Annotated in this window: 26 protein-coding genes and 1 pseudogene; 8 read left to right on the forward strand and 19 right to left on the reverse strand. The window is 46.5% G+C overall.

The features are described from left to right. Window positions 1-317 precede the first annotated feature (317 nt). Window positions 318-1,178 (forward strand): RsfA family transcriptional regulator, encoded by an 861-nt coding sequence (locus FS736_RS16440; protein ID WP_144479223.1) that lies wholly within the window; start codon window positions 318-320, stop codon window positions 1,176-1,178. A gap of 113 nt (window positions 1,179-1,291) precedes the next feature. Here FS736_RS16440 and lipL read toward each other — a convergent pair whose 3' ends face one another. Further along, window positions 1,292-2,128 carry an octanoyl-[GcvH]:protein N-octanoyltransferase gene (gene lipL, locus FS736_RS16445; RefSeq protein ID WP_144479225.1) on the reverse strand — a complete coding sequence of 279 codons (837 nt, stop codon included), beginning with the start codon at window positions 2,126-2,128 and terminating at the stop codon, window positions 1,292-1,294. 129 nt (window positions 2,129-2,257) lie between these two features. Further along, complete coding sequence (pta, locus tag FS736_RS16450; protein ID WP_144479227.1) at window positions 2,258-3,235, reverse strand: phosphate acetyltransferase; 978 nt, start codon at window positions 3,233-3,235, stop codon at window positions 2,258-2,260. 254 nt (window positions 3,236-3,489) lie between these two features. Between pta and hemQ the strand changes: the two genes are divergently transcribed. From hemQ to FS736_RS16465, 3 genes are all read left to right on the forward strand, one after another. Further along, window positions 3,490-4,233, forward strand: coding sequence for a hydrogen peroxide-dependent heme synthase (gene hemQ, locus FS736_RS16455; RefSeq protein WP_144479229.1), 744 nt, complete (start codon window positions 3,490-3,492; stop codon window positions 4,231-4,233). A 252-nt stretch (window positions 4,234-4,485) separates the two neighbouring features. Beyond that, window positions 4,486-5,031 (forward strand): spore coat protein GerQ, encoded by a 546-nt coding sequence (gene gerQ / locus FS736_RS16460; protein WP_260983632.1) that lies wholly within the window; start codon window positions 4,486-4,488, stop codon window positions 5,029-5,031. A 238-nt stretch (window positions 5,032-5,269) separates the two neighbouring features. Continuing rightward, window positions 5,270-6,787 (forward strand): MDR family MFS transporter, encoded by a 1,518-nt coding sequence (locus FS736_RS16465; protein WP_144479231.1) that lies wholly within the window; start codon window positions 5,270-5,272, stop codon window positions 6,785-6,787. Window positions 6,788-6,828: 41 nt separating this feature from the next. Here the strand turns inward: FS736_RS16465 and FS736_RS16470 are convergent, their stop codons facing one another. The 3 genes from FS736_RS16470 to FS736_RS16480 form a co-directional block, all read right to left on the reverse strand. Then, window positions 6,829-7,200 (reverse strand): DUF423 domain-containing protein, encoded by a 372-nt coding sequence (locus FS736_RS16470; protein WP_144479482.1) that lies wholly within the window; start codon window positions 7,198-7,200, stop codon window positions 6,829-6,831. Between the two features lie 211 nt (window positions 7,201-7,411). Beyond that, a complete protein-coding gene (locus tag FS736_RS16475) occupies window positions 7,412-7,735 on the reverse strand; it encodes a YwdI family protein (protein ID WP_144479233.1) in 324 nt (107 codons plus the stop codon). Window positions 7,736-7,920: 185 nt separating this feature from the next. Then, the gene (locus FS736_RS16480) at window positions 7,921-8,604 is read right to left on the reverse strand and encodes a uracil-DNA glycosylase (RefSeq protein WP_144479235.1); all 684 of its coding nucleotides are present in this window, start codon (window positions 8,602-8,604) and stop codon (window positions 7,921-7,923) included. Between the two features lie 172 nt (window positions 8,605-8,776). On the opposite strand from FS736_RS16480, the gene FS736_RS16485 reads away from it, so the two are divergent. Continuing rightward, complete coding sequence (locus tag FS736_RS16485) at window positions 8,777-9,106, forward strand: YflT domain-containing protein (protein ID WP_144479237.1); 330 nt, start codon at window positions 8,777-8,779, stop codon at window positions 9,104-9,106. 97 nt (window positions 9,107-9,203) lie between these two features. Here FS736_RS16485 and FS736_RS16490 read toward each other — a convergent pair whose 3' ends face one another. The 12 genes and pseudogenes from FS736_RS16490 to fdhD form a co-directional block, all read right to left on the reverse strand. Further along, window positions 9,204-10,223 carry a thiazole biosynthesis adenylyltransferase ThiF gene (locus tag FS736_RS16490; RefSeq protein ID WP_144479239.1) on the reverse strand — a complete coding sequence of 340 codons (1,020 nt, stop codon included), beginning with the start codon at window positions 10,221-10,223 and terminating at the stop codon, window positions 9,204-9,206. A gap of 85 nt (window positions 10,224-10,308) precedes the next feature. Continuing rightward, complete coding sequence (gene moaD / locus FS736_RS16495) at window positions 10,309-10,542, reverse strand: molybdopterin converting factor subunit 1 (protein WP_144479241.1); 234 nt, start codon at window positions 10,540-10,542, stop codon at window positions 10,309-10,311. Next, window positions 10,535-10,999: a molybdenum cofactor biosynthesis protein MoaE gene (locus FS736_RS16500; RefSeq protein WP_144479243.1), complete on the reverse strand. Its 465-nt coding sequence runs from the start codon at window positions 10,997-10,999 to the stop codon at window positions 10,535-10,537. Before FS736_RS16500 ends, moaD begins: the two co-directional genes overlap by 8 nt. A 288-nt stretch (window positions 11,000-11,287) precedes the next feature. Then, window positions 11,288-13,207 carry a molybdopterin biosynthesis protein gene (locus FS736_RS16505; protein WP_144479245.1) on the reverse strand — a complete coding sequence of 640 codons (1,920 nt, stop codon included), beginning with the start codon at window positions 13,205-13,207 and terminating at the stop codon, window positions 11,288-11,290. Between the two features lie 13 nt (window positions 13,208-13,220). After that, the gene (locus FS736_RS16510; RefSeq protein WP_144479247.1) at window positions 13,221-14,453 is read right to left on the reverse strand and encodes a molybdopterin molybdotransferase MoeA; all 1,233 of its coding nucleotides are present in this window, start codon (window positions 14,451-14,453) and stop codon (window positions 13,221-13,223) included. A gap of 31 nt (window positions 14,454-14,484) precedes the next feature. Further along, window positions 14,485-15,084, reverse strand: a complete 600-nt coding sequence (mobA, locus tag FS736_RS16515) for a molybdenum cofactor guanylyltransferase (RefSeq protein ID WP_144479249.1) — start codon at window positions 15,082-15,084, stop codon at window positions 14,485-14,487. A 16-nt stretch (window positions 15,085-15,100) separates the two neighbouring features. Continuing rightward, the gene (locus FS736_RS16520; RefSeq protein WP_144479251.1) at window positions 15,101-15,910 is read right to left on the reverse strand and encodes a formate dehydrogenase accessory protein FdhE; all 810 of its coding nucleotides are present in this window, start codon (window positions 15,908-15,910) and stop codon (window positions 15,101-15,103) included. A gap of 98 nt (window positions 15,911-16,008) precedes the next feature. Then, window positions 16,009-16,716 (reverse strand): formate dehydrogenase subunit gamma, encoded by a 708-nt coding sequence (locus FS736_RS16525; protein ID WP_144479253.1) that lies wholly within the window; start codon window positions 16,714-16,716, stop codon window positions 16,009-16,011. Then, window positions 16,709-17,542 carry a 4Fe-4S dicluster domain-containing protein gene (locus tag FS736_RS16530; protein ID WP_144479255.1) on the reverse strand — a complete coding sequence of 278 codons (834 nt, stop codon included), beginning with the start codon at window positions 17,540-17,542 and terminating at the stop codon, window positions 16,709-16,711. The genes FS736_RS16525 and FS736_RS16530 overlap by 8 nt, the downstream gene beginning before the upstream one ends. Beyond that, window positions 17,542-19,938: pseudogene (gene fdnG / locus FS736_RS16535) on the reverse strand (formate dehydrogenase-N subunit alpha); the annotation flags it as partial. The gene FS736_RS16530 and the pseudogene fdnG, both read right to left, overlap by 1 nt. Window positions 19,939-19,950: 12 nt before the next feature. Then, window positions 19,951-20,523, reverse strand: coding sequence for a twin-arginine translocation signal domain-containing protein (locus FS736_RS25725; RefSeq protein ID WP_214710332.1), 573 nt, complete (start codon window positions 20,521-20,523; stop codon window positions 19,951-19,953). A 54-nt stretch (window positions 20,524-20,577) separates the two neighbouring features. Next, complete coding sequence (gene fdhD, locus FS736_RS16540; RefSeq protein WP_144479257.1) at window positions 20,578-21,372, reverse strand: formate dehydrogenase accessory sulfurtransferase FdhD; 795 nt, start codon at window positions 21,370-21,372, stop codon at window positions 20,578-20,580. 598 nt (window positions 21,373-21,970) lie between these two features. On the opposite strand from fdhD, the gene pdxK reads away from it, so the two are divergent. Then, window positions 21,971-22,795: a pyridoxine/pyridoxal/pyridoxamine kinase gene (gene pdxK / locus FS736_RS16545; RefSeq protein WP_144479259.1), complete on the forward strand. Its 825-nt coding sequence runs from the start codon at window positions 21,971-21,973 to the stop codon at window positions 22,793-22,795. 412 nt (window positions 22,796-23,207) lie between these two features. On the opposite strand, the gene FS736_RS16550 is transcribed toward pdxK, so the two are convergent. After that, window positions 23,208-23,564 (reverse strand): DUF2512 family protein, encoded by a 357-nt coding sequence (locus FS736_RS16550; protein ID WP_144479261.1) that lies wholly within the window; start codon window positions 23,562-23,564, stop codon window positions 23,208-23,210. A gap of 274 nt (window positions 23,565-23,838) precedes the next feature. Here FS736_RS16550 and FS736_RS16555 point away from each other — a divergent pair, with 274 nt between their 5' ends. Further along, the gene (locus tag FS736_RS16555; RefSeq protein ID WP_144479263.1) at window positions 23,839-24,186 is read left to right on the forward strand and encodes a YojF family protein; all 348 of its coding nucleotides are present in this window, start codon (window positions 23,839-23,841) and stop codon (window positions 24,184-24,186) included. A 28-nt stretch (window positions 24,187-24,214) separates the two neighbouring features. Then, a complete protein-coding gene (gene bshB2, locus FS736_RS16560; protein ID WP_144479265.1) occupies window positions 24,215-24,880 on the forward strand; it encodes a bacillithiol biosynthesis deacetylase BshB2 in 666 nt (221 codons plus the stop codon). Between the two features lie 23 nt (window positions 24,881-24,903). Here bshB2 and FS736_RS16565 read toward each other — a convergent pair whose 3' ends face one another. After that, complete coding sequence (locus tag FS736_RS16565) at window positions 24,904-25,239, reverse strand: hypothetical protein (RefSeq protein ID WP_144479267.1); 336 nt, start codon at window positions 25,237-25,239, stop codon at window positions 24,904-24,906. Between the last annotated feature and the right edge of the window lie 73 nt (window positions 25,240-25,312).

Raw genomic sequence — 25,312 nt, forward strand, 5'->3', positions numbered from 1 at the left:
TTTAAAAACTGTCCAGCTGCGCCGCCCCTCCAAGTGCCTTAGCAGGAATCCGGATTGCTGTCCCGATCCAGCTTTGCTTTATGGCTGACAAGGCGGTTGCGCTTTTCTTTAAGACTAAAGCGTATTTTACCTCTAATTGGACTTGAATGCAAGCTGTTGAACAGGCCCACTTGCTTATCTATCTATATGGAAAACACGTATTTCCCGCAAAAAATCTACTATCCTCCAATTATACGATGTATAAGGTTTCCAATTTCAGGACAAGATTGAAATAGAAGTTTCAATAGTTAACCAAAGTAAAAGGGAGTTGAAGAAGAATGAAAACACGCCAGGATGCCTGGACAGATGAAAATGATTTATTGCTGGCTGAAACCGTGCTCCGCCATGTAAGAGAAGGCAGCACCCAATTGAATGCTTTTGAAGAGGTGGGCGACAAGCTCGACCGTACTTCCGCTGCCTGCGGATTCCGCTGGAACGCCGTTGTGAGGCATAACTATGAAAAAGCCTTGCAGCTTGCCAAAAAGCAGCGTAAACAGAGACAGAGAATCCTAGGAAAAGATCAGGGCGGCAAGAAAAAACTGCTATACAACCCGCCGGTTCCAACATTGGATGAAAGTTTGACAGGATCGTTGCCAGCAGAAGAACTAACTGAAATGGCCCAGCCTACCTTCGACCTATCCGTTCTTGAACAAGATGATAAACAGATCGATGCTGCACTCATGGCAGAAATGCAAGAATTAGTGAACAAGGAGAACGCGCAAAAGGATTACTCAGTGGAAACGGCTGAAGAAGTGTCCGAAATGCCGGTCCAGGCTGTACAAACACGAGTAACCCATACGGCACCTGTCCGTCACACTGTCCCGCCAACCGGCCTGACAATGGGACATGTCATCGCCTATCTGCAAAGCCTGAACGGCTCATCGCTGCAGGTTGATATTTATAAGAGCGAGAATGAAAGATTGAAGCGTGAAATCCATAGTTTAAGAAAACATAATGAAGAACTGCAGCAAAAAATCAACAGGCTTGAAGAAAATACGAACACCATGCAGGAAGATTACGAAACACTCATGAAAATCATGAACCGCGCCCGCAAGCTTGCCCTGTTTGAAGAAGAAGAGCGTCCGGCAACCAAATTCAAGATGGACCGCAATGGCAATCTCGAAAAAGTAGCCGAATAGATATCTAGTTATAAAATAAATAGATAATAGATGGAGAAGGAGACTTTGGCAGCTGCCCCCTCTTATGTTTTTTAAAAAAAGCCGGAAATCACAGATTTCCGGCTTTCATTGCATTAATCCAGGAATTTTTCATTCCGTTCGATGACACGATTATAATAATGATCAAAAAGCCCAATCTCGTCTCCGTTCAAATATCCTGAAGTGAGCTCGTTGCTGTTGGCATGCAGGAATGTCAAAAACCGCAGCATAACATCCTGAATGGTCAGCTCAATCCCGAATAATTCGGACAAGGAGGCCATGACCTCTGGCTGGACTTCCGGATAGGTGAATTTCGTGATCTCCCCTTTTTTGGCGCGATCGTAAAATCCACGGATCAATTCAGCCCTCTGGCTGCCGCTTCCCGTCACACAAAGATAGATTTGCACAGCTACCCCTTTTTTCAGGCGGCGTTGCGAGATGCCAGCGAATTTTTTACCGGCGATGCTCAAATCATAGCTTCCAGGACAATAGGAAGCAGAAATTTCCCTTGCCTCAATCTTTTTATTGAAGTCAGCGAACATCTCCTTGATCAATAACCACATAGCATCATAGCCGCGATTGATGTCAATCCCTTTTTCCTTTTCAGGTAAAATGAGTGAAAGATTCAGGACACCTTCGTCCAGCACGACAGCAAGTCCGCCTGAATTGCGGACGATATACTGATAGCCCTGCTCCTCGAGGTAGTCGAGACCTTCCTGGAGATGAGGAAGCCTTGTATCCTGGATTCCGAGGACAACTGTGTCATGATGGACCCATGCCCTTGCAGTTGCCGGTGACTGTCCTTTGCCGACCGATTCGCATAATGTATCATCCGTCCCGAATGACTGCAGGGCATGAAATTGCGTGCCGAGCGCCGACTGGTCGATCAATCTCCATTTATCCTGACGCAGTAAATTAAGCGCCTCATCCATCGTGGTTTCCTCTTTTCTATCTCTAGCTTTTTCGTTGATATTATAGCATATCTGGGCCGGCAGCTAATACGATAGCCGATTTAAAAAAGCCGATCGAAAAGTTCCGACCGGCTCAGAAATTCATTATTTTTACTTCGTAAGTGCCTGTGCTGCCGTTATGAGCGCAAGCTTGTACACGTCTTCTTCGCTGCAGCCGCGGGACAGGTCGTTTACCGGACGGTTCAAGCCCTGCAAAATTGGTCCAACTGCTTCGAATCCTCCTAAGCGCTGAGCAATCTTATAGCCGATATTCCCTGCTTCAAGGCTTGGGAATACGAAAACATTCGCATTGCCCATGATCACTGAATCGGGAGCTTTCTTTTCAGCAACAGATGGAACGAAAGCTGCATCGAATTGGAACTCTCCGTCAACGATTAATAATGGGTCGCGAAGCTTGGCTTCTTCGACTGCTTTGGACACTCTTTCAGTCTCAGGAGAAACAGCTGAGCCTTTTGTGGAGAAGCTAAGCATGGCCACGCGCGGCTCTACATCGAACATTCTTGCTGTCTTTGCACTTTCGACCGCGATTTCAGCAAGGTCCTGGCTGTCGGGAGCGATATTGATCGCGCAGTCAGCGAAGACATACTTCTCATCTTCACGTACCATAATGAAGACACCTGAGGTCTTGCGTACGCCTTCCTTCGTCTTGATGATCTGCAATGCCGGTCTTACTGTGTCCGCAGTCGAGTGTGCCGCACCGCTTACAAGACCATCTGCTTTGTTCGAATACACGAGCATCGTACCGAAGTAGTTTTCATCGAGAAGGATTTTGCGCGCCTGCTCTTCTGTTGCTTTTCCTTTCCGTCTCTCAACGAATGCAGCGACAAGCTCATCCATCATCGCAAAATTGACAGGATCATAAATTTCTGCCGCATCCAACGAAACATTCATATCAGCAGCTTTCGCCTGGATCTGTTCAATATTCCCTACTAAAATTGGTGTTAATACTCCGTCTGCAGCCAGTCTTCCCGCTGCAGCAAGAATCCGTTCGTCGAGGCCTTCCGGAAACACGATCCGTAAATTTTGTCCGCTTAATTTGGCTTTTAAGCCTTCAAATAAATCACTCATGCTGACTCCTCCTTTTATCTATACTTATAGCATACTTTACCAGCCCTAAAATTCAAGAATGTTACCGTTTACAGCCCAGAAGTCTTTTTATTGAAAATTTTCAAGCATGTTTTTCCTGCCCCTTTTACTATTTGCAATCTTTAACAAAATATCCTTTTTCCCATCAGGATAAACAAACGGGGTTTATTAACATGACGAATGGCGAAACTATGATATGATATTGGTATATTGTTGATTTATAGGAGTGATATAAAATGACTGAAGCAGCACAGACTTTGGATGGCTGGTATGCCCTTCATGATTTCCGCACTGTTGATTGGACAACCTGGAAAATGCTCCCGGGTGAAGAGCGCCAGGAAATCATCCAGGAATTCCTCGGCCTTGTGGAAAAGTGGAATAAAACTCAGGCTGAAAAACAAGGCAGCCATGCCCTGTATACAATCGTTGGCCAAAAAGCAGATTTCATGATGATGATCCTGCGCCCTACGATGGAAGAATTGAATGAAATCGAGACAGAATTCAACAAATCCAGACTTGCTGAATACACGATTCCTGCTCATTCTTATGTTTCTGTTGTCGAGCTCAGCAACTATCTGCCAGCAGGCGAAGATCCTTACCAGAATCCGCAAATCCTTGCCCGCCTTTACCCTGAACTTCCAAAGGCGAAATATGTTTGCTTCTATCCAATGGACAAGCGCCGTCAGGGCGAAGACAACTGGTACATGCTGCCGATGGAAGACCGCCGCAATATGATGCGCAGCCACGGCATGATCGGCCGCCAGTATGCAGGCAAAGTCAAGCAGATCATCACTGGTTCCGTCGGCTTCGACGACTATGAGTGGGGCGTAACATTGTTCGCGGACGATGTCCTTCAATTCAAAAAGCTAGTATATGAAATGCGTTTTGACGAAGTCAGCGCACGCTATGGCGAATTCGGTTCATTCTTCGTAGGAAACCTGCTGGAAGAAGACCGCGTTGTTTCATTCCTGAATGTCTAATGATTCGATAAATCCCCGGGCTGATGCCCGGGGATTTTTTTGTCCGTTCTCATTAATATGAAGCATTGTTTATGCCCCTTTCTTACGCCCCTCCATCCAAAATATTTGAGTCATAAAATGCAGCTTCCCTCATATGAATGAAATAGTGAGGATTCATTTTACTTGTACCCTATCCTATTAAAGCTCAATTTCACCATTTACATAAATAAGGTGAAATGAATGAAAAGAAAATAATTTTAAGGAGGCTACACAATGACTCAATACAATAACCCATACTATAACTACAGAACCTATCCACAGATGTATCAGCCTTATAGCGGCACAGAAGAAAAATCGGCAGCACAAGCCCAGGTGCCGCAGATGTCTCAGATGGGACAGATGGGACAAATGGGGCAAATGGGGCAAATGGGCCAGCCAGGATTCCCGCAGGCAACATCATTCCCAACCCAGTCTGGCGGTGCCTTTCCAGGTACAAGTGCAGGTGCAGTTGGAGGTGTCCAGGTACCAGGAATGCTTCCAATTGAAGCATCCTACATCGAGAATATCCTTCGCTTGAACAAAGGAAAACTCGCAACAGTGTATGCTACTTTTGAAAACAACACCGAATGGAATGCGAAAATTTTTCAGGGACTCATAGAAGCTGCTGGACGTGACCATCTCATCCTCAGTGACCCGCAAACAGGAAAACGGATTCTCCTGCCAATGATTTACCTTGATTATGTTACTTTCGATGAAGAAATCGAGTACGAATATCCATTCGGCGGCGGAGCTGGACTGACGGTATACCCGCCAAGATAATGAAAACTACTATTCTCCAAAGCGGCTTCGGCCGTTTTTTTGTTGTGGTATCATTCATTATTTTTAAACAATCTTTTTTCTGACAGGTGACAGAAAACACGTAGTTGGGACAGTTAATCATGATTAATCAGCTAAAAAGCATGTCATAGTTCAGCCTACAAATTCTTGACAATGATTCTACTCGAAAAATAAAATTTATATACTTACTATATCCGATGAAGGAAGCTGGGTGGATGAGATGGTTTCAAATGAAAGCAATATTAGGCTTGTAGTGGCAGGTTTGCTGCTTGGGATCTTGATGGCTGCAATGGATAATACGATTGTGGCGACGGCAATGGGAACAATTGTTGCGGACCTTGGCGACTTTGACAAGTTTATCTGGGTGACCTCTGCTTATATGGTTACCGTGATGGCCGGAATGCCCATTTTTGGGAAGCTGTCAGATATGTATGGCCGGAAACGATTTTACATATTTGGCTTGCTGGTTTTTTTAATAGGCTCCGCGCTTTGCGGAATTGCCCAAACAATGGTGCAGCTAAGCATTTTCAGGGCGATCCAGGGAATCGGCGGCGGAGCTTTGATGCCGATTGCGTTCACGATTGTTTTTGATATCTTCCCTCCCGAAAGGCGCGGCAAAATGACTGGACTGCTTGGCGCCGTTTTCGGGACTTCAAGTGTCCTTGGACCACTCCTTGGTGCTTATATCACTGACTGGTTCAGCTGGCATTGGGTGTTTTACATTAATGTCCCGATTGGCATTGTCTCTTTATTCTTTATTGGGAAGTATTATCATGAATCCACTCAGCATTCCAGGCAGAAAATTGACTGGGCTGGCGCCTTCACATTAGTTGTCGCAGTTGTCAGCTTAATGTTCGCCCTCGAACTCGGCGGAAAAGAATATGACTGGGGCTCAGTCCAAATCATAGGTTTGTTTTCAAGTTTCGCTCTATTCTTTTTAGTATTTATTTTTGCTGAAAGAAAAGCAGCGGAACCGATCATTTCTTTTTGGATGTTTAAAAGGCGGCTGTTTGCTGCATCACAGGTTCTGGCCTTCCTCTACGGAGCAACATTCATCATTCTCGCAGTCTATATCCCTATTTTTGTACAGGCGGTTTATGGGGGCTCGGCTAAGACGGCTGGACTGATTTTGACACCGATGATGCTAGGTTCTGTTGCCGGCAGTGCGGTTGGCGGCATATTCCAGACAAAGACCAGCTATCGGAACCTTATGTTCATTTCGGTTATCGCCTACTTTGCAGGGATGCTGCTGCTCAGCATGATGTCACCTGATACGTCGAGACTGGTCCTGACACTTTTCATGATATTGGTCGGATTTGGAATGGGCTTCTCTTTCTCCCTCCTCCCTACAGCTTCCATACACAACCTCGACCCGCGGCACCGAGGATCGGCGAATTCAACTAATTCGTTCCTTCGCTCGCTTGGAATGACACTGGGCATCACCATATTTGGGACTATCCAGAATAATAGTTTTATGGACCAGCTAAAAAGTGCCTTTGCTGGAATGGGCGGCGGCCAAGGAAACCAGCTGATGGGAGACCCGCAGCAATTATTCCAGTCTGGACAACGTTCGCAAATCCCGGAATTTGTCCTGGATAAAATCGTCGAGGCGATGTCTTCTTCAATCACTCATATTTTCGCACTTGCTTTAATTCCAATTGCTATTTCGGCAATTGCGGTCTTTTTCATGGGAAAAGAACGTGTTGAAATCAATAAGACGATTGTCAAAGAATCTTAATGAGCCTGTAAAAAGAGCATGCCAGCCGGCATGCTCTTTGATTATAAGTATTTAACTGCGGCAATGATCAACAATACCCAGGCGGCGAGGAATGATACTCCACCAAGCGGGGTGATGGCCCCAAGGATGCTGATTTTTGTAAGGGTCAAGGCATACAGGCTTCCGGAAAACAGGATGATTCCGATCAGCATCAGCCAGCCTGACCAGTTCAGCAGTGAAGTTGCAGGGAGTTTTCCCAGCAGGACTCCAATTATCAAGATTCCGGTTGCGTGGAACATCTGGTATGTAACACCGGTTTTCCAGGTTTCTAGATATTTTGGTTCGACCTTGCCTTCCAGCCCATGTGCTCCAAAGGCTCCGAGTGCGACTGCAAGAAAGGCATTGATTGCCCCTATTATGATAAATAACTTCATCATTTCCACCTCTATCTTTAAATTAAGGCTCTTTTCTCAAACTATGTTGCCATTGATTACAAAATGGGATTGAATGACCTAGTTTTCTGCATAAAAAAGCTTATTATGAGAAAAGAGCTTGCACACTTAAAAACGAACTGCAAAATGGCTTAATAGCACGTTAAAATCGGCTTTAAGATTTTAACAACAATCTTTACGAAAACAACCTAAATTAGAAATCGAATAGCGAGTCTCCGTTTGAATCATCATCCATTTCCAGTTTTTTCGGCTGCGGAACCATTGTTGATGGCTGGCTTACTGGCATCTGCTGCTGAGGAAAGACTGGTTGAGCAGGAATAAATTGCTGTGCTGGCTGCTGGATGATATGGCATTGCCCGGACTTGCCTGACCCCTGCTGTGGTTCATCAAGAACAAGTTCACAAAGCGTTTTAATCGACTGGATTCGTTCTCGCTGTGCAGCTTCAGATTGTGTCGATTTGGCCCGGCTTAATTCTTCTTCCATTTTCAAAAGCAATTTTTGCAGTGAAATATTCATTAACTCACCTCCACGGGCGGTACCTGATAAGTAGGATCAGACTCGATCATGCTGTACGGTTCCATTCTACAATAAATCTTTTATATTTTCGACTGTATAAGAATTTGCTGTCAGTTCCACGTGGAACATGTCGATTTTTACAAAAAGAACTCAGTCGACCAGAAAAAAACTCTGGTCCCCAAGAGCTAATAATTTTTCATCTCGTCGATTTGCCAATCGATTTCCTGTCTGCCCCACTCTCGCAAAATCTCGTTTACTCTTGAGAATGGCTTGCTTCCAAAGAAACCTCTTCTTGCGGACAAAGGGCTTGGATGTGCAGACATGATGATCTTATGTTTGCTTTCATCAATCAACTTTAATTTACTTTGAGCCGGTTTGCCCCAAAGGATGAAAATGACTGGTTCTTGACGTTCATTCAACAGGGTGATGACTTTATCGGTGAAGGTTTCCCAGCCCTTCCCCTTGTGAGAATGCGCTTCGCCCTTCCTGACTGTAAGCACCGTATTCAAAAGCAGCACACCCTGGTCTGCCCACTTTTTCAAATATCCGTGATTGGGTATCTCACAGCCAAGATCAGCCTTTAGCTCCTTGAACATGTTCCGGAGTGATGGCGGGATTGCAACCCCTGGTTTTACCGAAAAACTCAAGCCATGTGCCTGACCCGGTCCGTGGTATGGATCCTGGCCAAGGATGACCACTTTTACCTTATCATAGTCGGTATACCGCAATGCATTGAAGATGTCTTCCTTATCGGGATAAACCGTTTTGTTCTGGTATTCTTCTATCAAGAATTCTCTTAAATCCAGATAATAAGCTTCTTCAAACTCCTCTGCCATCAGTGGTGCCCAGCCGTTTTGCATTAAGCGCATCGTGATCGCTCCTTTCTCTACTATCTAACTACCCGATTTCCAAAAAGGTATGTGAACATTTGCCAGCATGTTTAATAGAGCAAAAAACGGTTATATAAATAGTGTAGACGCGGAAGGCTATAAAAGCTTCCCAAACTAGTATAGGTTAAAAACACTTAAGGAGGAAGATAATATGTTGAAAGTAGAAGTTGTGGAAAACGGCGTACAGGCAACTGAAAAAATCAGCTCTCTGGAAGCTGAAGGTTTTGGAAAAGAAAACATTTATATTTTCGCTCATGATGAAGACCGAAGTGAGCACTTGACAGATGCTACCGAAACAGGCGGTATGGGCTTCAAGGAACAGGGCTTCTTTGATTCCATCGGCAATATGTTCAAGTCCCGCGGAGACGAACTGCGAAACAAATTCGAATCCCTCGGACTTTCAAAGCAAGAAGCTGAGCAGTATGAGGTCGAATTGGACAAAGGCCGTTTAGTCCTTGTCGCAACCGATGAAGTAAAATAAAGCCATTAATCAGCAATGGTATATCCGATCCGCTGTGATCGTTTATCATAGAAACCCCCTGCCGAAGCCGGCAGGGGGTTTGCGCTTTTAAAGGTTTTTAGCCAAAGAATCTCTGGTAGATGCTGCGAGCCTGCGCCAGATCCTTCGTTCCATGGATCAATGCACGCCCGTCCTGGAAAATGACCATCCTGTTATCATCCATTTCAACAGATACCAGATAAGGGTTTCCTTTTACCTGATAACCCAAATCCCTCATTTTTTCAGCCGTCTCCTGGAGGTTAAGCTGCTGCTGTTTCGGCGGCCTGATCTGTACGGTATCACGGCCGCACAGGACAGTCGTTTTGGTCATATTTTCAACATCCAAATACGGATATTCCGGATTGTCGCCGCATGAGAGACAGCCAGGGTCCTTCGCTTTTGACATTTTCATGCTTGTATACTGATTCCGCCACAGATCAAAGCTGACAAAAGAAGTTCTGACCGCATCCCAGTCTTCCACAAGGATCTTCAGTGCTTCGGCACCCTGGTGGGCAATGACCATCTGTACCGCAGGCCCGATGATTCCGCCGGTATCGCAGGTCAGCCCCTGCAGCGGCACCGTCTTCAGCAAACAGTTCAGACATGGTGTTTTTCCAGGAATAATGGAGAAACTCATGCCAAAGCTGGCAACGCAGGCACCATATATCCACGGAATCTGGTACTTCTGCGAAATATCATTAATGGCCATCCTTGTTTCAAAATTATCGGTAGCATCGATAATCAAATCGACGCCATCAACAAGCTCAGCCAGTTTTTCGGGAGTGGCATCCGCAATCAATGCGGTGATTTCAACGTCAGAATTGATCGCCTTCAATCTTTTTTCAGCCGCTGCAGCCTTTGGAAGCTTCTCAGCGACATCCTCTTCAGTATATAATTGCTGTCTTTGCAGGTTGCTTGCTTCGACATAATCCCGGTCGACAATCGTCAGACGGCCGATACCTGCTCTAACCAGCAGCTCGGCATTCCCTGAACCAAGTGCACCTGCGCCAATCATCAGGACATGCTTGCTGCGGATTTTGTCCTGGCCTCCCTTGCCTATTTGAGGAAACAGCGTCTGGCGTGAATATCTTTCTGACATAGGGTGTACCCCCTCCTGTAAAACAAACGCCCTGATTCCATCGACAATCCTGTCAACGGAACGGGGCGCCGTAATTTGCTATGGATCAACCGCCGGAAACAGGCGGTATGAAGGCAATTGTGTCTCCTTCTTTAATGACTTCATCATTAGATGAAAATTCTTCATTGATCGCTGTCATTGAAGTATCAAGCTTTTGGACACCATATTTTTCTGCGACTATTTGCTTCAGTTCGGCAACTGTCTTGCCTGCTGCTTCGATTTCGACTGATTCATGGCCTGCTTCGTCACGCAGGTGGGCAAAAAATAATATTTTATTCATTGAGATCCTTCTCCTCCGGTTTCCCTGTCGGATATGGGACAGTTTCTAGTTGGTTGCCAATCCATTCTTCCCCGTCTTCCCAATGCTCTTTCTTCCAGATTGGGACGATTTCCTTGATGCGCTCGATCGCATAACGATTGGCTTCATATGCATCGTTGCGGTGAGGTGTGGAAACGGCGATCACGACAGCAATATCCGTGATGTCGAGCTTGCCGACCCGATGGGTGATCGCGACCTGCGCGCCATCCCAGCGTTCCTGGATTTCCGTGCCAATCTGCTCAAGCTTTTTGACAGCCATCGGCTCATAAGCTTCATATATAAGATAAAGGGTTTTCTTTCCCTTCGTCAATTCACGGACAGTGCCAATGAATGTCGTGATTGCCCCTGCTTCACGCTGGACCACTTTATCAATGACAGATTGAACGTTGATTGGATCTTTCGCTATTTCATAATTCATCAAAATCACCTCAATAAACTGATCCGGATCAGGATTTAATATGTTTATGGACACTTTTTCCGGGTTCTGGCTCCGTTTTGTCCATTAGAGTGTCCCTTTAAAAATGGCTCTGTTAAACAAGACTGTTGATTTTCGTTCCAGGCGCATCGCTTTCCGCGGGGCTGGCGCTGAGCCTCCTCGTCGCTCTGCTCCTGCGGGGTCTCACCTGACCAGCTGCGCCCGCAGGAGTCTACGCGCCTTCCACTACAATCAACAGGTGTATAAACATCATTGGGCTTTAACAGAGCCTTAAAAATAAACAGGCTCAGGATTCTCAACAACTGCGTATCCGCCAATTTTGTCGACTTCGGCTTTGAAGACCTGTGATTGGATCACTGACCTTAACCATATACCCTTTTCGCTTTCGAAGAATGCCTTTGTCATCAGCAAATCGTAGCTTTCGTCAGCGACCGGGATGAAGTCGAGCCCCATTGCCCTGGCAGCCGGGAATATGCCGAGTCCGGCCGCATTGTCGTTCCCCTTCACTTCAGCAGCGACGCTCAAATGTGAGAACATTTCACGGTCATAGCCGTTGACCTGTTCTGCGTCAAGGCCGGCATCTTTTAACATTAAATCAAACAGGATCCGTGTACCGGCGCCTTTTTGCCTGTTGGCATAATCTGCGCCCTTCACAGCGATGTCGCTGACATTTTCGATTCCGAGCGGATTGCCTTTTGGCAGCATCCAGCCCTGGGTTCTTTTCAAGAAAGGATAAAGGACTGCGTCTTGCCCGGCAAGGAATTTCCTTACGTAGGTAACATTATATTCTTTCGTCTCCGGGTCAAGCAAATGAATGCCCGCTACATGGGCTTCCCCTTTTCTGATTGCCATCAAACCGGCCATGCTGCCAACATGGGAAGAAACAATTTTCATGTCGGTGCGCTGATTTTTGAGCTGGGAGGACAAAAGGTCAATCGTCAGGTCATGGCTGCCGCTGAAGACGATCGCGTTCTTGATTTCTTCAACCGGTCTGTATAGCTCGACCATGACGGTATCTCCCTGTTCATATCCTAACTCCTCCGGCGGAACAACGAGCAAGCCGTCCGCACGCACCAGTGACATCGTGACCCCCGCCGCGCGTGTCAGCGGATTGGCGACAAATTGTCCATCCACATAGCCGATATTCATTCGGACAAAGTCCTCCGCCCCCATTGTGGAGACGATCCTGCGGCCAAGCTTCACTTCTAGTTTTGGCCTTTCGGGTTCTGGTATCCCCAGATACTTGCAAACGAGCGGCCTGACGAACCACTCAAGCGCCATGTAGGCCGACACTGGATATCCAGGCACGCCTACTACCACTTTATCTTTAATTTTCCCAAGGATGACTGGCTTACCCGGCCTTGTCGCGACACCATGGGTAAAAACAGTGCCTAGCTCCTCAAGGATGTGTACGGTATAATCTTTTGAACCTGCGGAAGAACCAGCATTAATCACGACAATATCAGATGTTTCTACCGCGTTCAGCAATGCTTCCCTGATTTTTTCCGGTTCATCCTTCACGATCGGATGCAAATAAGGCTTGCCGCCCCAATCTTCTACATATGCGCTAAAAACGGTGCCATTGAACTCGATGATCCTTCCTGAAGACAGCGACGCATCTGCGCTGACCAGTTCATTTCCTGTCGGGATGATCGTTACCAGCGGTTTCTTCATAACGCATACTTCGGTCACCTGTGCTGCAAGGAGTGCTCCGAGGTCGGCAGGACGCAGCTGATGCCCCTGCGTGAACAACATCTCCTCCTGGACGATATCCTCACCGATCGGGCGGATATGCTGCCAGGGAGTTGCCGGCTCGATGATTTCGATGGTCTCATCGTCAATGACGTGAATGTTTTCGACCATAATGACGGCATTGAACTCCTGAGGGATCGCATTGCCTGTATCAACGTATTTAAACTGCTCATCCTTTTTTAAATGGAGCGGGCGCTGCTCATGTGCTTCATAAGTATCCTCAGCGTTGACGGCAACTCCATCCATTGCGGATGCATGGTAAAAAGGCATCGACACATTGGCGAAAACAGGTTCAGCAGTAATTCGGCCAAGGGCAGCGGCAGCCGGAATCCATTCTTTTTCCTGAGGCAGGTCGAACGCAGCCAGCACTTCATCTCTGGCTTGCACGCGCGGCTTGTCTTCAAGATAAATCTTTCGGTTATAACGTATTTGGTCCATGATGCTGCTCCCCCTATCTCGTCAAAATGACTGGAACGTATTCGCCTTGAGAAATCCCCTCTTTTTCGGAAACAATCTCCACGATTCCATCGCTTTTTACCAAAGTTGTGATCAGGCCTGATTTGCCGATGATCGGCTCGGCCCACCATTCTCCATCTCTTTCCTCAAGTCTCACCCTGATATAGTCAGATCGCCCTGGTGAGGAGGCAATATTTTTAACAATCCGGGCAAAAATCCGCTCGGGCTTCTGTTCGTATTTTTCACCCTTCAGCTTCCTGAAGACCTGTTCGCCAAACAGCTTGAAGATGATCATTGCCGATGCTGGATGCCCCGGCAGTCCGATGACTGGTTTTCCATCCGCCACCGCTAGAATCGTCGGCTTGCCTGGCTTAATCGAGATTCCGTGGACAAATACGCCTGGATCTCCAAGTGACTGGATGACCTCGGTCGTGTAATCCTTCGTGCCGACAGAACTTCCCCCTGATAAAATAAGGCAGTCCGCCTGTTCATACAATTCGCGGGCCTTGCTTGCGAACTCCTGATAGTCATCGCGGGTGATGCCGCCATATATGACCTCAATGTCCCATTCATTGGCCAGGCCTTTGACAGTCAGGTAATTGATATCGCGGATTTGACCGGTTTCAAGTGTTTTCGTTTCATAAGGAACGATTTCGTCCCCTGAAGAAAGGTAAGCAGCTTTCAGCTTGCGGTAGACTTTCACCTCGGAAACGCCTAATGCCGCCAGGGCTCCGAGCTCCTGTGGCCGCAATTTTGTCCCTTGTGTCAACAGCACCTCGCCTGAGCGGATATCTTCCCCTGATCGGATGACGTTTTCGCCTGGGGCAATCTGCTTGTAAGTATTCAACAGCCCGCCGATTTCCTCGCAATGCTCGATCATCAGGACGCTGTCGCTGCCCGGAGGAAGCATTCCGCCCGTCGGGACATAGATTGCTTCTCCCCTGCCCACCGGTTTTACTGCTTCTTCGCCCATATGGACCTCACCGGCGACATTCAGGAATCCAGGCATGGATTCAGAAGATCCATAGGTGTCCCTGGCGATGACGGCATAACCATCAACGGTCGATCGATCAAAGCCCGGCACATTTTCTTCCGCTCTGATGTCCTCGGCCAGGATGAAATGAAGTGCCTCATCAAGCGTGCGAACCTCGGTTTCTTTGATCTTGCTGATTTTCTCATCAATTAACGCAAAGGTATCTTCAACCGTTTTCACTTTGAAAAATTGCATGCTGCCTATCTTCCTTTCTGGCACCTGAAAACTATTCCCCGGATTCCGTCCACTTCTTCGCATTTTCATATTCTTCGGGATGGTTCATATTGAAAAAGACGCGTTCAAGATTGTTTCCGCAATAGAGTTGCAAATCTGACTCATCGAGGTATCGGACATTCAGTTTTTCAAGCATATGCCTGATCCTTAACGTTCCGTCCTCAATGCATTTCACCGCTTCGCGGGCCACGCGTTTTTGGTACGCCGCAAAAAGCGGATGCTTCCGCCCATCACTGACGGGCACGACTGCATCGTGGTGCTTGAGGGCTTTCACAAGGTTCTCGGCAAGCTCTGCGGATACAAATGGCATATCACAGGCAACGATGAAATTCTCTTCGTAATCTGATGCCTCGAGCCCCGCATGGATTCCCGCCAGCGGTCCAGAACCCGGATATTGGTCTGTCACACTTTTGATATTTAAAAATTGATAGGTTTCAGGATCATTTGTTACTAGAATTATATCATCAAAAACGTGCTGTAACTCATCCTTAATTCTCTCAATATTCGTTTTTTCGTGAAATTTCAGGAGAGCTTTATTCGTTCCCATCCTGCTAGATTTGCCGCCTGCTAAAATAATCGCTCCGGCTTTCATCCCACAGCACCTTCTTTTAATTTGTCTGTTTGGTTTCCCCAGCGGCTTTGTAGCCATTTTCCTGTGCAACAAAATCGAGGTGGATTGTATTCAAGTCTAGCATTGCCGGTGTCGGCTTCACAATATATTGTCTTGTATCGATTACTTTCGTGTAGCCCTTGCATTCCTCACAAACCTGGATCTGGGCAGCGGACTCACCCTCGATGGTCAGGAACTGGACTGTTTCATGATCTTCATTGCCACAATGCGAGCATGTAATGCGTTTATCATGCCAGTGGGCCAGACAGCGAGGGCAATGCAATACCTTTTTTCCTCCGTCTTCCAGCTGAGCAAGGCGGACTGGTTCACCGCAGACAGGACATCCGGCGCCGTGAACAGCATATTGGATTTCATCCTGGACTTTTTCAGCGGTCAGCTGCAAATAGGGACGCAGCACGGTTTCGGCGATAAATTGGGGAATCCACGCATCGACACCCTGCTCTTCTGCAAAGCTGGCAAAATAAATATGGTTAAAAGCAAAAGCCTCATCAATCCAGCGTGTTGCTGTCTCTTCATCTAATAGTCTCTTGATTGATTCCATTGTTTTTTCGAGCTCTGGTTGATACTTCGCTAAAAGTTCACCTATATCCTCTATCCACTGTAAGAATAGGGGAATATCAAAATCAATGGCCGTCAATGCAGCGACAGGCACCCCTGTTTCCATGGCCGCTTTGTCAAGCTTAGGCTCGATACGGTCAGGGTTGAGTGATGTTTTCCATTGTTCCTGCAACGTGATAATATCTTTCTGCAGTTTCTGGTACTCTTTTGAGACAACGGACTTTTTCATTGCTGTAGCCTCTTTTCATCAGATTTTATTAAGCGGCGACGATTTAAATTTTGAGGGAATGGGCCCATTTGGTGAACCCATTCCCTCTGTCAAAGGTTTTAAGCGCCTTTTTTCTTGTTCTTGCCTTTGTCAAGATCAGGGAAGTTGCCTTTCTTGACTTCTTCTTCATACCATTCTGTATAGTGGTCTTTTGCCCACTCTGCCGGAACCTCACCTGTAATGACGCCCGTATATCCTGGACGTGAATTTTTGTGGATGACACTCAGATAGATGTGGCCGACCACGACTGCGATCGCAAGACCGAAGCCAACGTTATGGGCGACATATGCCCACTGAACCATTGCTTTCGGGAACAAGGCCGGGAACCACATCGGGAATCCCGAACCGATGATCAAAATTGCTGTGAAGATCTGGATGATCGAGTTGATTTTTTCACCCGCGTTGAAGAATGTCTGTTTTACATGCTTGAACTTAAAGCCGAACAGTTCTTTAACGAACTCCGTGAAAAACTGGATATCCCTCTTTTTCCAGGTAACGAGTTCCTTGCCCCAGCGAAGCAGGCCTTTTGGATCCATGATCATCCAGATGAAAGTCGGCGTGACGAACGCGACAGCGAAAATCCTATGGAGCAATCTGGCACCTTCTGGTCCGCCAAGCACAGGGTATAGCCAGTCAAACCATTCTGTATACATCGGCAAGGCCGTGATATACAGGGCGAAGAATGAAATGGCGTTCACAGCATGCGCTAAGACAAAGCCTTTTGAAAAACGTTTGACCTTCACACCTGAGTACTGCGTTTTACTCATGGCTGCCACCTCCATCTTCTTCATGGCCTTTGTCCTCTTTATTGAACAGCTTATTGCTGACGAATGCGCCAACAAGTGCCATGCTTGTCGCTCCAAGCATCATTTTGCCGATTGGCTGTGCGTAATCCTTCCAGACTACCGCTGAAGTTGGAACCTTAGGCTTTTCAGGCAATCCGTAAACGGAAGGCTTTTCAGCTAGGACATAAATCGTATGTGTACCGCCGACTCCTTCTGGGTTGTAGATCATGGCGTTAGGGAAACGGCCCTTGATTTCGCTCAGGCGCTTTTCAGCTTTCTTGAGCATTTCATCTTTTGTGCCGAACTCCATTGCGTCTGTATGGCAGGTAGTGACACAAGCAGGCTGCATGCCTTCCTCAAGGCGGTCAACACACATCGTGCATTTCTGGGCCTTCTTGTATTCCTTGCCATTCTTGTCTTTGTATGTTGCCAGCTGGACGACATCGAATGGGCAGTTCTGTACACAGTAGCCGCAGCCAACGCATTTATCCGTGTTCACATCGACCGTGCCGAATTCTGTGTAGTGCATAGCATCCTCCGGGCACACCTTAACGCAGGCAGCTTCCGTACAATGGAAACAGGATGAATGACGGAAAAGGTATTCAAGATTTCCTTTTCCGTTTTCGTGTTCAATGAATGACAGCACGTTCCAGGTATTTGCCGTTACATTCGCATGTGATTGGACGCTGCCCTGGAAAGCTTCCGGCTCAGCCGGAAGGTCATTCCAGTTTTTGCAGGCGACCATACATGCGCGGCAGCCATCACACTTGGTCACGTCAACAAATTTTACATATTCAGCCTTCGCCATTAGTCAGCCCTCCTTACGTCGCAGAGGAATGCCTTATATTCAGGAATCATCGTGTTGGCGTCCCCGATATGAGGTGTTAAGCGGTTTGCTGTATCCCCTGTTGCATATCCTTTATATCCGAAGTGCCAAGGCATGCCAATCTGGTGGACTTTCTTGCCGTTTACAGTGTGCGGCTTGAAGCGTTTCGTCACCATCGCATAGGCTTTAACCTCGCCGCGAGCTGATGTCACGATAACCTCGTCCTTGTTCTTGATGCCTTTTTCCTTCGCTAGCTCTTCACTCATCTCGATGTACATATGGCCCATCAATTCTGACAGCCATTGCTGGTTCCTTGTCATCGAGCCTGATTGCCAGTGTTCACTTACACGATACGTTGTCGCCACGATCGGGTACTGCTTCTTCGTGCCTTTAAGGTTGAAGTCGCCATCCCAGACCTTGATGGTCGGGTTGAATTCCTGGCTGGAGAACGCATTCGGCACCGGACTTTCAAACGGCTCATAGTGTTCTGGGAACGGTCCGTCATTGAGCGTTGGAGCAAACATGCCGCCGACGCCATCCTTCAGCATGATGAATGGATTCGTGCCTCCCTTGTCAGAAGGAGCGACCACTGCCTTGAAGTCAGGAATATCATGTCCAGTCCATTTTTTAGCCAGGCCATCCCACCAGATGACTGCCTTATCCTTGTTCCATGGCTTGCCGGCTGGATCTGCAGATGCGCGATTATAAAGAATCCGACGGTTCATAGGCCATGCATAAGACCAGTTCAGGAAATTGCCCATGCCATTATCCTTGTTGTCACGGCGCTTGGACAGGTTGCCTTCTTCCGGATAGAAGCCTGAATAAATCCAGTTTCCGGAGCATGTGGACCCGTCATCAGCAAGCGAACCGAAGTTCTCGACCTGTTTGCCTGTCTTAGTGTAATAACCGTTGATTTCACGGGCGACTAGATCGAATTCTGGATGATCATGTTCACCGTAATTCCAGTACAGTGCATTGATAGCTTTTGCAGCAGGTGAGCTTTCATTTTTGTACATGCCTTTGATTCTTTGCATCAGCATATGGATGATTTCCATGTCTGCCTTTGATTCGCCTTTAGGCTCAATTGCCTTCCAGCGGTACTGCATCCAGCGTCCGCTGTTCGAAACCGTTCCTTCTTTCTCGTATGAGGATGCGGCCGGAAGCAGGAATACCTCTGTGTTGATTTTTGATGGATCGCTGCCAGCTTCTTTTTGCCAGAATGCTGAAGTTTCTGTCTCCCAAAGGTCAATTGCAACCAGCCAGTCAAGGTTGCTGAGTGCTTCTTTTTCCTTGCCTGCATTCGGGCCGCCGACTACAGGATTGGTTCCAAACAGGAATGCGCCATCCAATTCGCCTTTATACATCGCATTGAAAAGGGCGATATGGGAGTAATTCTTGTTTCCTTTAGGAAGATATTGATAGCAGAACTCATTGTCCTTTGTCGCGTTAGGGCCATACCATGCCTTGAGAAGGCTGACGACGAATTTTGGCTTATTGCTCCAATATCCAGCAGCAGGCGTTTCTTTTTCAAGATAGGCCTTAAGAGTTGCATGTTCAGGAAGCTCTTTCGGCGCTCCCAGGTATCCTGGAAGATCCCCGAACAAAAGACCGAAGTCTGTTGAGCCTTGTACGTTTGATTCACCGCGAAGGGCGTTAACTCCGCCGCCAGGCATACCGATGTTGCCAAGAAGCAGCTGAAGCATGGCATATGAGCGGACGTTCTGGGTACCGACCGTATGCTGGGTTGTACCCATCGCATAAAGGATCGTACCTGCTTTTCCAGGCTTTCCTGTTGAACAGAATGATTCAGCCACTTTCAGATAGTCTTCCTTAGGTGTTCCTGTCACTGTTGACACAGTGTCAACATCATAACGAGAATAATGCTTTTTCATTAACTGGAACACGCTGCGAGGATGCTGTAGTGTTTCATCCTTGACCGGGGTTCCGTCTTCTTGTGTTTCGAAAGACCAGCTAGCCTTGTCATATGAACGGGTTTTTGCATCATATCCGCTGAACAGGCCATCCTTGAATTCGAAGCCTTCCTTGACGATGAAGGAGGCATTTGTATATTTAGCAACATACTCTTTGTGGAAAAGATTCTTTTCAATCGCATAATTGATCAATCCGCCGATAAAAGGAATATCGGTTCCAGAACGGAGCGGAGCATAAGTGTCAGCCTGTGACGACGTTCTTGTGAAACGCGGGTCGACTGATAGTATTTTCCCTCCGTTTTCCCTTGCCTTTAAAAGCCATCTAAAGCTGACTGGATGGTTTTCAGCAGGGTTCGCGCCAATAATCAGCGCACAATCGGTATGCTGCAGATCATTCCAGTGATTTGTCATTGCTCCACGACCAAATGAAGGTGCCAGACCGGCAACCGTTGAACTGTGTCATATTCGTGCCTGGTGCTCTAAATAGGTGACACCAAGCCCTCTCATCATTTTCGCGAGCAAATAAGTTTCTTCATTATCAAGTGCCGCGCCGCCTAGGCTGGCGATCGCTTCTGTTTTATTGACAAAAATTCCGTTTGTTTTTTCAACGAATGTCTTGTCACGTGTTTCCTTCACGCGCTTGGCAATGGTATCAAGCATCCATCCCCAATCTTTTTCTTCCCACTTATCGCTTCCAGGAGCCCGGTAACGAGGCTTCAGGACGCGTTTTTCTGAGGTGAATAATTGTCTGATCGTTGTCCCTTTGCTGCACAGGCTTCCTTCGTTGATGGGATGGTCCGGATCCCCTTCCGTATATACCACATCATTGTTTTTCGTATGGACTAAAATTCCGCAGCCCACAGCGCAGTATGGACAAATGGTTGGTGTAACAGTAGCTTTGGCAATCTTGAATTCTTTTGTTTTCGCATGGACTTCTTTTTCGTTGAAGCCAAGTTCAACAATCGCCAGGGTTGCCGCAGTGGCTCCTGACAGCTTCAAAAACTGCCTGCGATTCAGGTTGATTTCAACCATCTCTCTCTCTCCTTCCCAATAGTTGCTTGAACATCCGTAATCCCACAGTTGGTGTTAATTCAATACTTGCTGGGCTTCCCCCCTTTCAAGCAGGTCATCCGCAGCAGCGGGCGGGGTTAAATCATTGTTGATCCTCCCGGCCGATGTATAAATCGTCGCCATTTTCCCGCGAAGGTAGCCGACAACCTCAATATTGAGGAATCTTGCCAGCTGTACCGCCTGCTTGGTGGCAGCTGTACGGGAACCGATGACGGCAAAGCCAAATTTTGCTGCTTTTGAGAGCATTTCATATGAAACCCTGCCGGTCGTCAGCAGGACGAGCCGGTCGGGCTGCAAACGCTTTCGAATTGCGTGTCCGATAATCTTATCGACAGCATTATGCCTGCCGATGTCTTCCCGGACCTTGATACTGCCATCCTCCAGGATGATACATGCGCCATGCATGCCGCCTGTTTCCAGGTACAATGGCGAATTTTGCGCGAATTCCGCCCGTTTTTTCAATAAATAGGTCAACGAATAGGTTTCATCGGAATTCACTTTATTGAACTTTTTGACATCCGTCATTGAAAAGAAGGTCACTCCCCGGCCGCAGCCCGCTGTATAGTGCTTCTTTTTCGAAAACATCTGTTCAGGATCGAAGGAATTGCATAACGACACATTCAATGTGCCAGTCTTTTCACTAAAATCAACACTGACGACATCCTCCGGGCCATCGATCAACCCTTCTGAGAAAAGGTAGCCGTATACCCAATCTTCGAGATCCTGATTGGTCAGCTGGAAAACCGCAATTTCATATCCATTCAGCTTCAGGCTGATTGGATATTCTTCAGGACAGCCTTTCTTTGTCATGTTCTTCACCCCTTATCTGTTCGGTCATCTCTGGGTCCGGTTCAGCAATCGATATCTCCCAGTTCATTGGAATTGAAAGACTGTGATCAATCTCGCAAACTGGCAATCTCTATAATTCACTCAGTAACATTAGATGCTTTGAAATCCTTGAAAACGGCCTTTCTGAATCAATTACAAGGTTGCTGTGCCATACATTAAAAAACATTTCACTATGCAAAAAGGAATAATACCCCTATGCCTTAAATGTAAGGGAAAACGAATGGTTGTAACCGTTTCAATTGTTACAATAATATAGATGAAAATTGTCTATTTCTTTAACAAATGCTTAAATCTATATTTTCGTTTTACGAAAAATTTGTTCTGAGCCAAATTACACATTTCCCATGCTATATCAAATTATTTTTCCGCTCAGTAACTTTCATCACGTCAACGCACTAATGCCACAGAATTGTCAAAAGTTAATTTTTACCTAATACACCTTTCTCAAAAACCAATTCTTTGTCTATTCTTACAGAATTGGTATAATTATAAGAAAGTGTTGAAGGCGACAGGCCTGTCCATTCAGGCAGCCGCCATTCTATAAATGGAGGTAGTTCACATGAGTTTGAAAAAGGTGTTAACAATCGCAGGATCCGATACAAGCGGCGGCGCCGGCATCCAGGCTGACCTAAAAACGTTCCAGGAACTTGGCGTTTACGGAATGACCGCTCTTACAACGGTCGTGACAATGGACCCAAAGAACCACTGGCATCATGAAGTCTTCCCTCAGCCGGTAGACCTGGTAGAAAAGCAGCTGGAAACGATCCTTTCCGTCGGAATTGACGCGATGAAGACAGGAATGCTGGGAACGGTTGAGATCATCGAGCTTTCTGCCCGTAAAATCGATGAATATAACTTGGACCGAGTTGTCATCGACCCTGTCATGGTCTGCAAGGGAGAAGATGAGGTTTTGATGCCTGAAAACACAGACGCTATGAGGGAATTGCTACTTCCAAGAGCGACTGTAGTCACTCCCAACCTTTTCGAAGCATGGCAGCTGGCACAGACAGGACCAATCCGCACGATCGATGACATGAAAGAAGCAGCTGCAAAAATCCATGACCTTGGCGCGAAGAATGTCATGATCAAGGGCGGAAACAAACTGAACCATGAAAAAGCAGTCGACCTTCTATATGACGGAAAAGACTTCACACTGTTCGAATCAGAAAAAGTTGAAACAAGCTTCACGCATGGCGCAGGCTGCACATTCGCGTCAGCGATCACAGCTCAGCTGGCAAAAGGCAAAACAGTCCCTGAAGCACTGGAAGTCGCAAAAAAATTCATCACAGAAGCAATCAAGCATGGCTTCAGACTGAACAAATATGTAGGACCAACCGCGCATCTTGCTTACAACAAATACGCAGACGGCAACCGCGGAGAATAAACCATAATAAAAAGGATGGCAGCCGCCATCCTTTTTTCTATCCCTATTTCTGTTTCTAATGATATTTTAAAAGCCTTTTTGCCTGGTAGAGCCCTTTTTATGGACACTTTTCTGGGATTCTTCTATATTTTTGTCCATTAGAGCCCTTCTTACGGACACTTTTTCAGGAATTCCTCATGTTTTTGTCCATTAGGGCCCTTCTCATGGACACTTTTCTGGGATTTCTCTTTATTTTTGTCCATTAGAGCCCCTCTTACGGACATTTTTCAGGGAATTCGTCATGTTTTTGTCCGATAGAGCTCTTCTAATGGACACCAGCAATCGTCATCTTTTTGTCCAATAGACTCTTCTCCTGCCCACTATACAGCGGCCTCCAAGAGTCTAACAGCTATTATCCAGCCTATTTTTTCTATTATATTTTCCGGTTGATATGAAGAACCCGATCTGCGACATAACTATGGAAGAACCATTCACCAGAGGCGATCAGGGCAGCTGCAAAAAGTGACGCTCCAATCAAGCCATTAGTCTGTTCAAACAACATCAGCCCCAGTCCCAATATTACGAGAAACGACAATGCAAAATCTGCAAGTGAAGCTGTCAGATTGCTTGTTTTTGGAAGAATAAACAAATCTCCAGCCAGGTAGGATATGGCCCCAAGAACAATGGTGATGATCAGGATGTCTCCTAACCCTGCATAACTGCCCAAAAACAGAAGCAGGATGGCAAATGTCATGATGGCTTTAATCAGCAATGCTTTTGCGTGCTCCATATGCTCCCTCCTTTTCCCTTCACTATTTCCATTTACTTTCCTGATTAAACACTTACTGTAAAAACCTCCGAGCGTACATTTCGCTTTAAGAAAGATTTTTTAGTAATATAGATATAATCGATTTTAAAAAGATTGATGCAATCAAAAGCAGAAGGACGAAGCCGCGAAAACTTGTCGATAGACCGAAAGGCGAATCATTCATTTTTCACATAGAAGGCTGTCCCTTCGGCTATTATAAATTGAAAACATCGAAATCCGGGAAGGAGGAACAAGGATGGATCCGGTGATTTTGTCAGATGTCCAGGAAGCATTGGACCGTTTTAAAGACAAAGAAGTCTATATTCATTTGGAAACAACAAATGGGGCATACGCATCCCATAACGATGAGTCGTTCTTTTCATCAGGCGCATATATTCGAAATGCGAAGGTCACTTATGAACGCGCGAAGATTGCTGGCGAAGGTCCATATCGGGCTGGTTTAAAGATACCCTTCGGCTGGGTTTACGCAGAAGGAATCACCCATTTTGAAATTGATGATAAAGGCAGGCTGCTGCTTGCAGGCCATGATTTTAATGGGAAGTTAGCCGTCGCCCTTGAAATAAGCGAAACGCCGTTCGAATAAATAGCGTACAGAAAGGAGAGATCTTACGATGGAAAAAGAAAGGCAGGTACTTGTCGTGTTCCCTCATCCTGATGATGAGGCATTTGGTGTTTCAGGAACAATCGCATCCCATGTCAATATGGGTACACCTGTTACATATGCGTGTTTGACACTTGGACAGATGGGACGAAATATGGGAAATCCGCCATTCGCAAACAGGGAAACCCTTCCTGCAATCCGTGAGCAAGAATTAGACAACGCAGCACGGGCTATGGGCATCAACGATTTGCGGAAGCTTGGATTCCGTGACAAAACGGTTGAGTTCGAGGATGAAAATATGCTGACAAACCTTATGTCCTCACTGATTGCTGAATTGAACCCTTCACTCGTCATCACATTCTACCCTGGCTATTCCGTACACCCGGACCACGAGGCAACAGGTGCAGCAGTGGTGCGCGCAGTAGAGAAAATCCCTGAAGCAGACCGGCCAAAACTGCATTGCGTAGCGTTCTCGCGCAACTGTGTTGAAGAGCTCGGTGAACCGGATATCGTCCATAATATCAGCGCCGTTGCCGATATCAAGCTGGATGCTATTCGTGCCCACCGCTCGCAAACCGAGCTGATGCTTGAGAATATGGCGGAAAAGCTGAAAGAGAAAGATCCACAAACGATGGCGTGGCTCAATAATGAACGCTTTTGGACCTATAAATTTTAATCCACCTGTTTCAGGTGGATTTTTTATTTTCTTTCATATACTCCTTCAATCATCAGGCCTTTCACGAACACCACTTCCTCGGCAGGCTCTCCTTTGATTTTCCACACTGATTCCTTGAATCCAAGGAATTTGCTGTTGTTTGTCTTGCCGATCAACCTGTCGATTTCGAAATTCCGTTCCCCATTATGATAAAATTTCTGATACGTTTCATAGCCGGTATGGAATTCCTGGTCCTTAAAGATCAGGACCCCGTTTGTTTTGCTGGTATACACATCAAGGTTCACATCATAGAAGTAAAGGCCAGCGATTAACAAGACCGGAGCAAGAATCAATACCCATCTCTTCTTTTTCTGGAACAAGCAACCACTTCCCTCTTTTTTAAAATTTTCAGTCACTTCCTATAATAGCATATTACCCTGGCTTCAATTAAAA

The sequence above is a fragment of the Cytobacillus oceanisediminis 2691 genome (genome assembly GCF_007678455.1).
GTDB lineage: Bacteria > Bacillota > Bacilli > Bacillales > Cytobacillaceae > Mesobacillus > Mesobacillus oceanisediminis_A.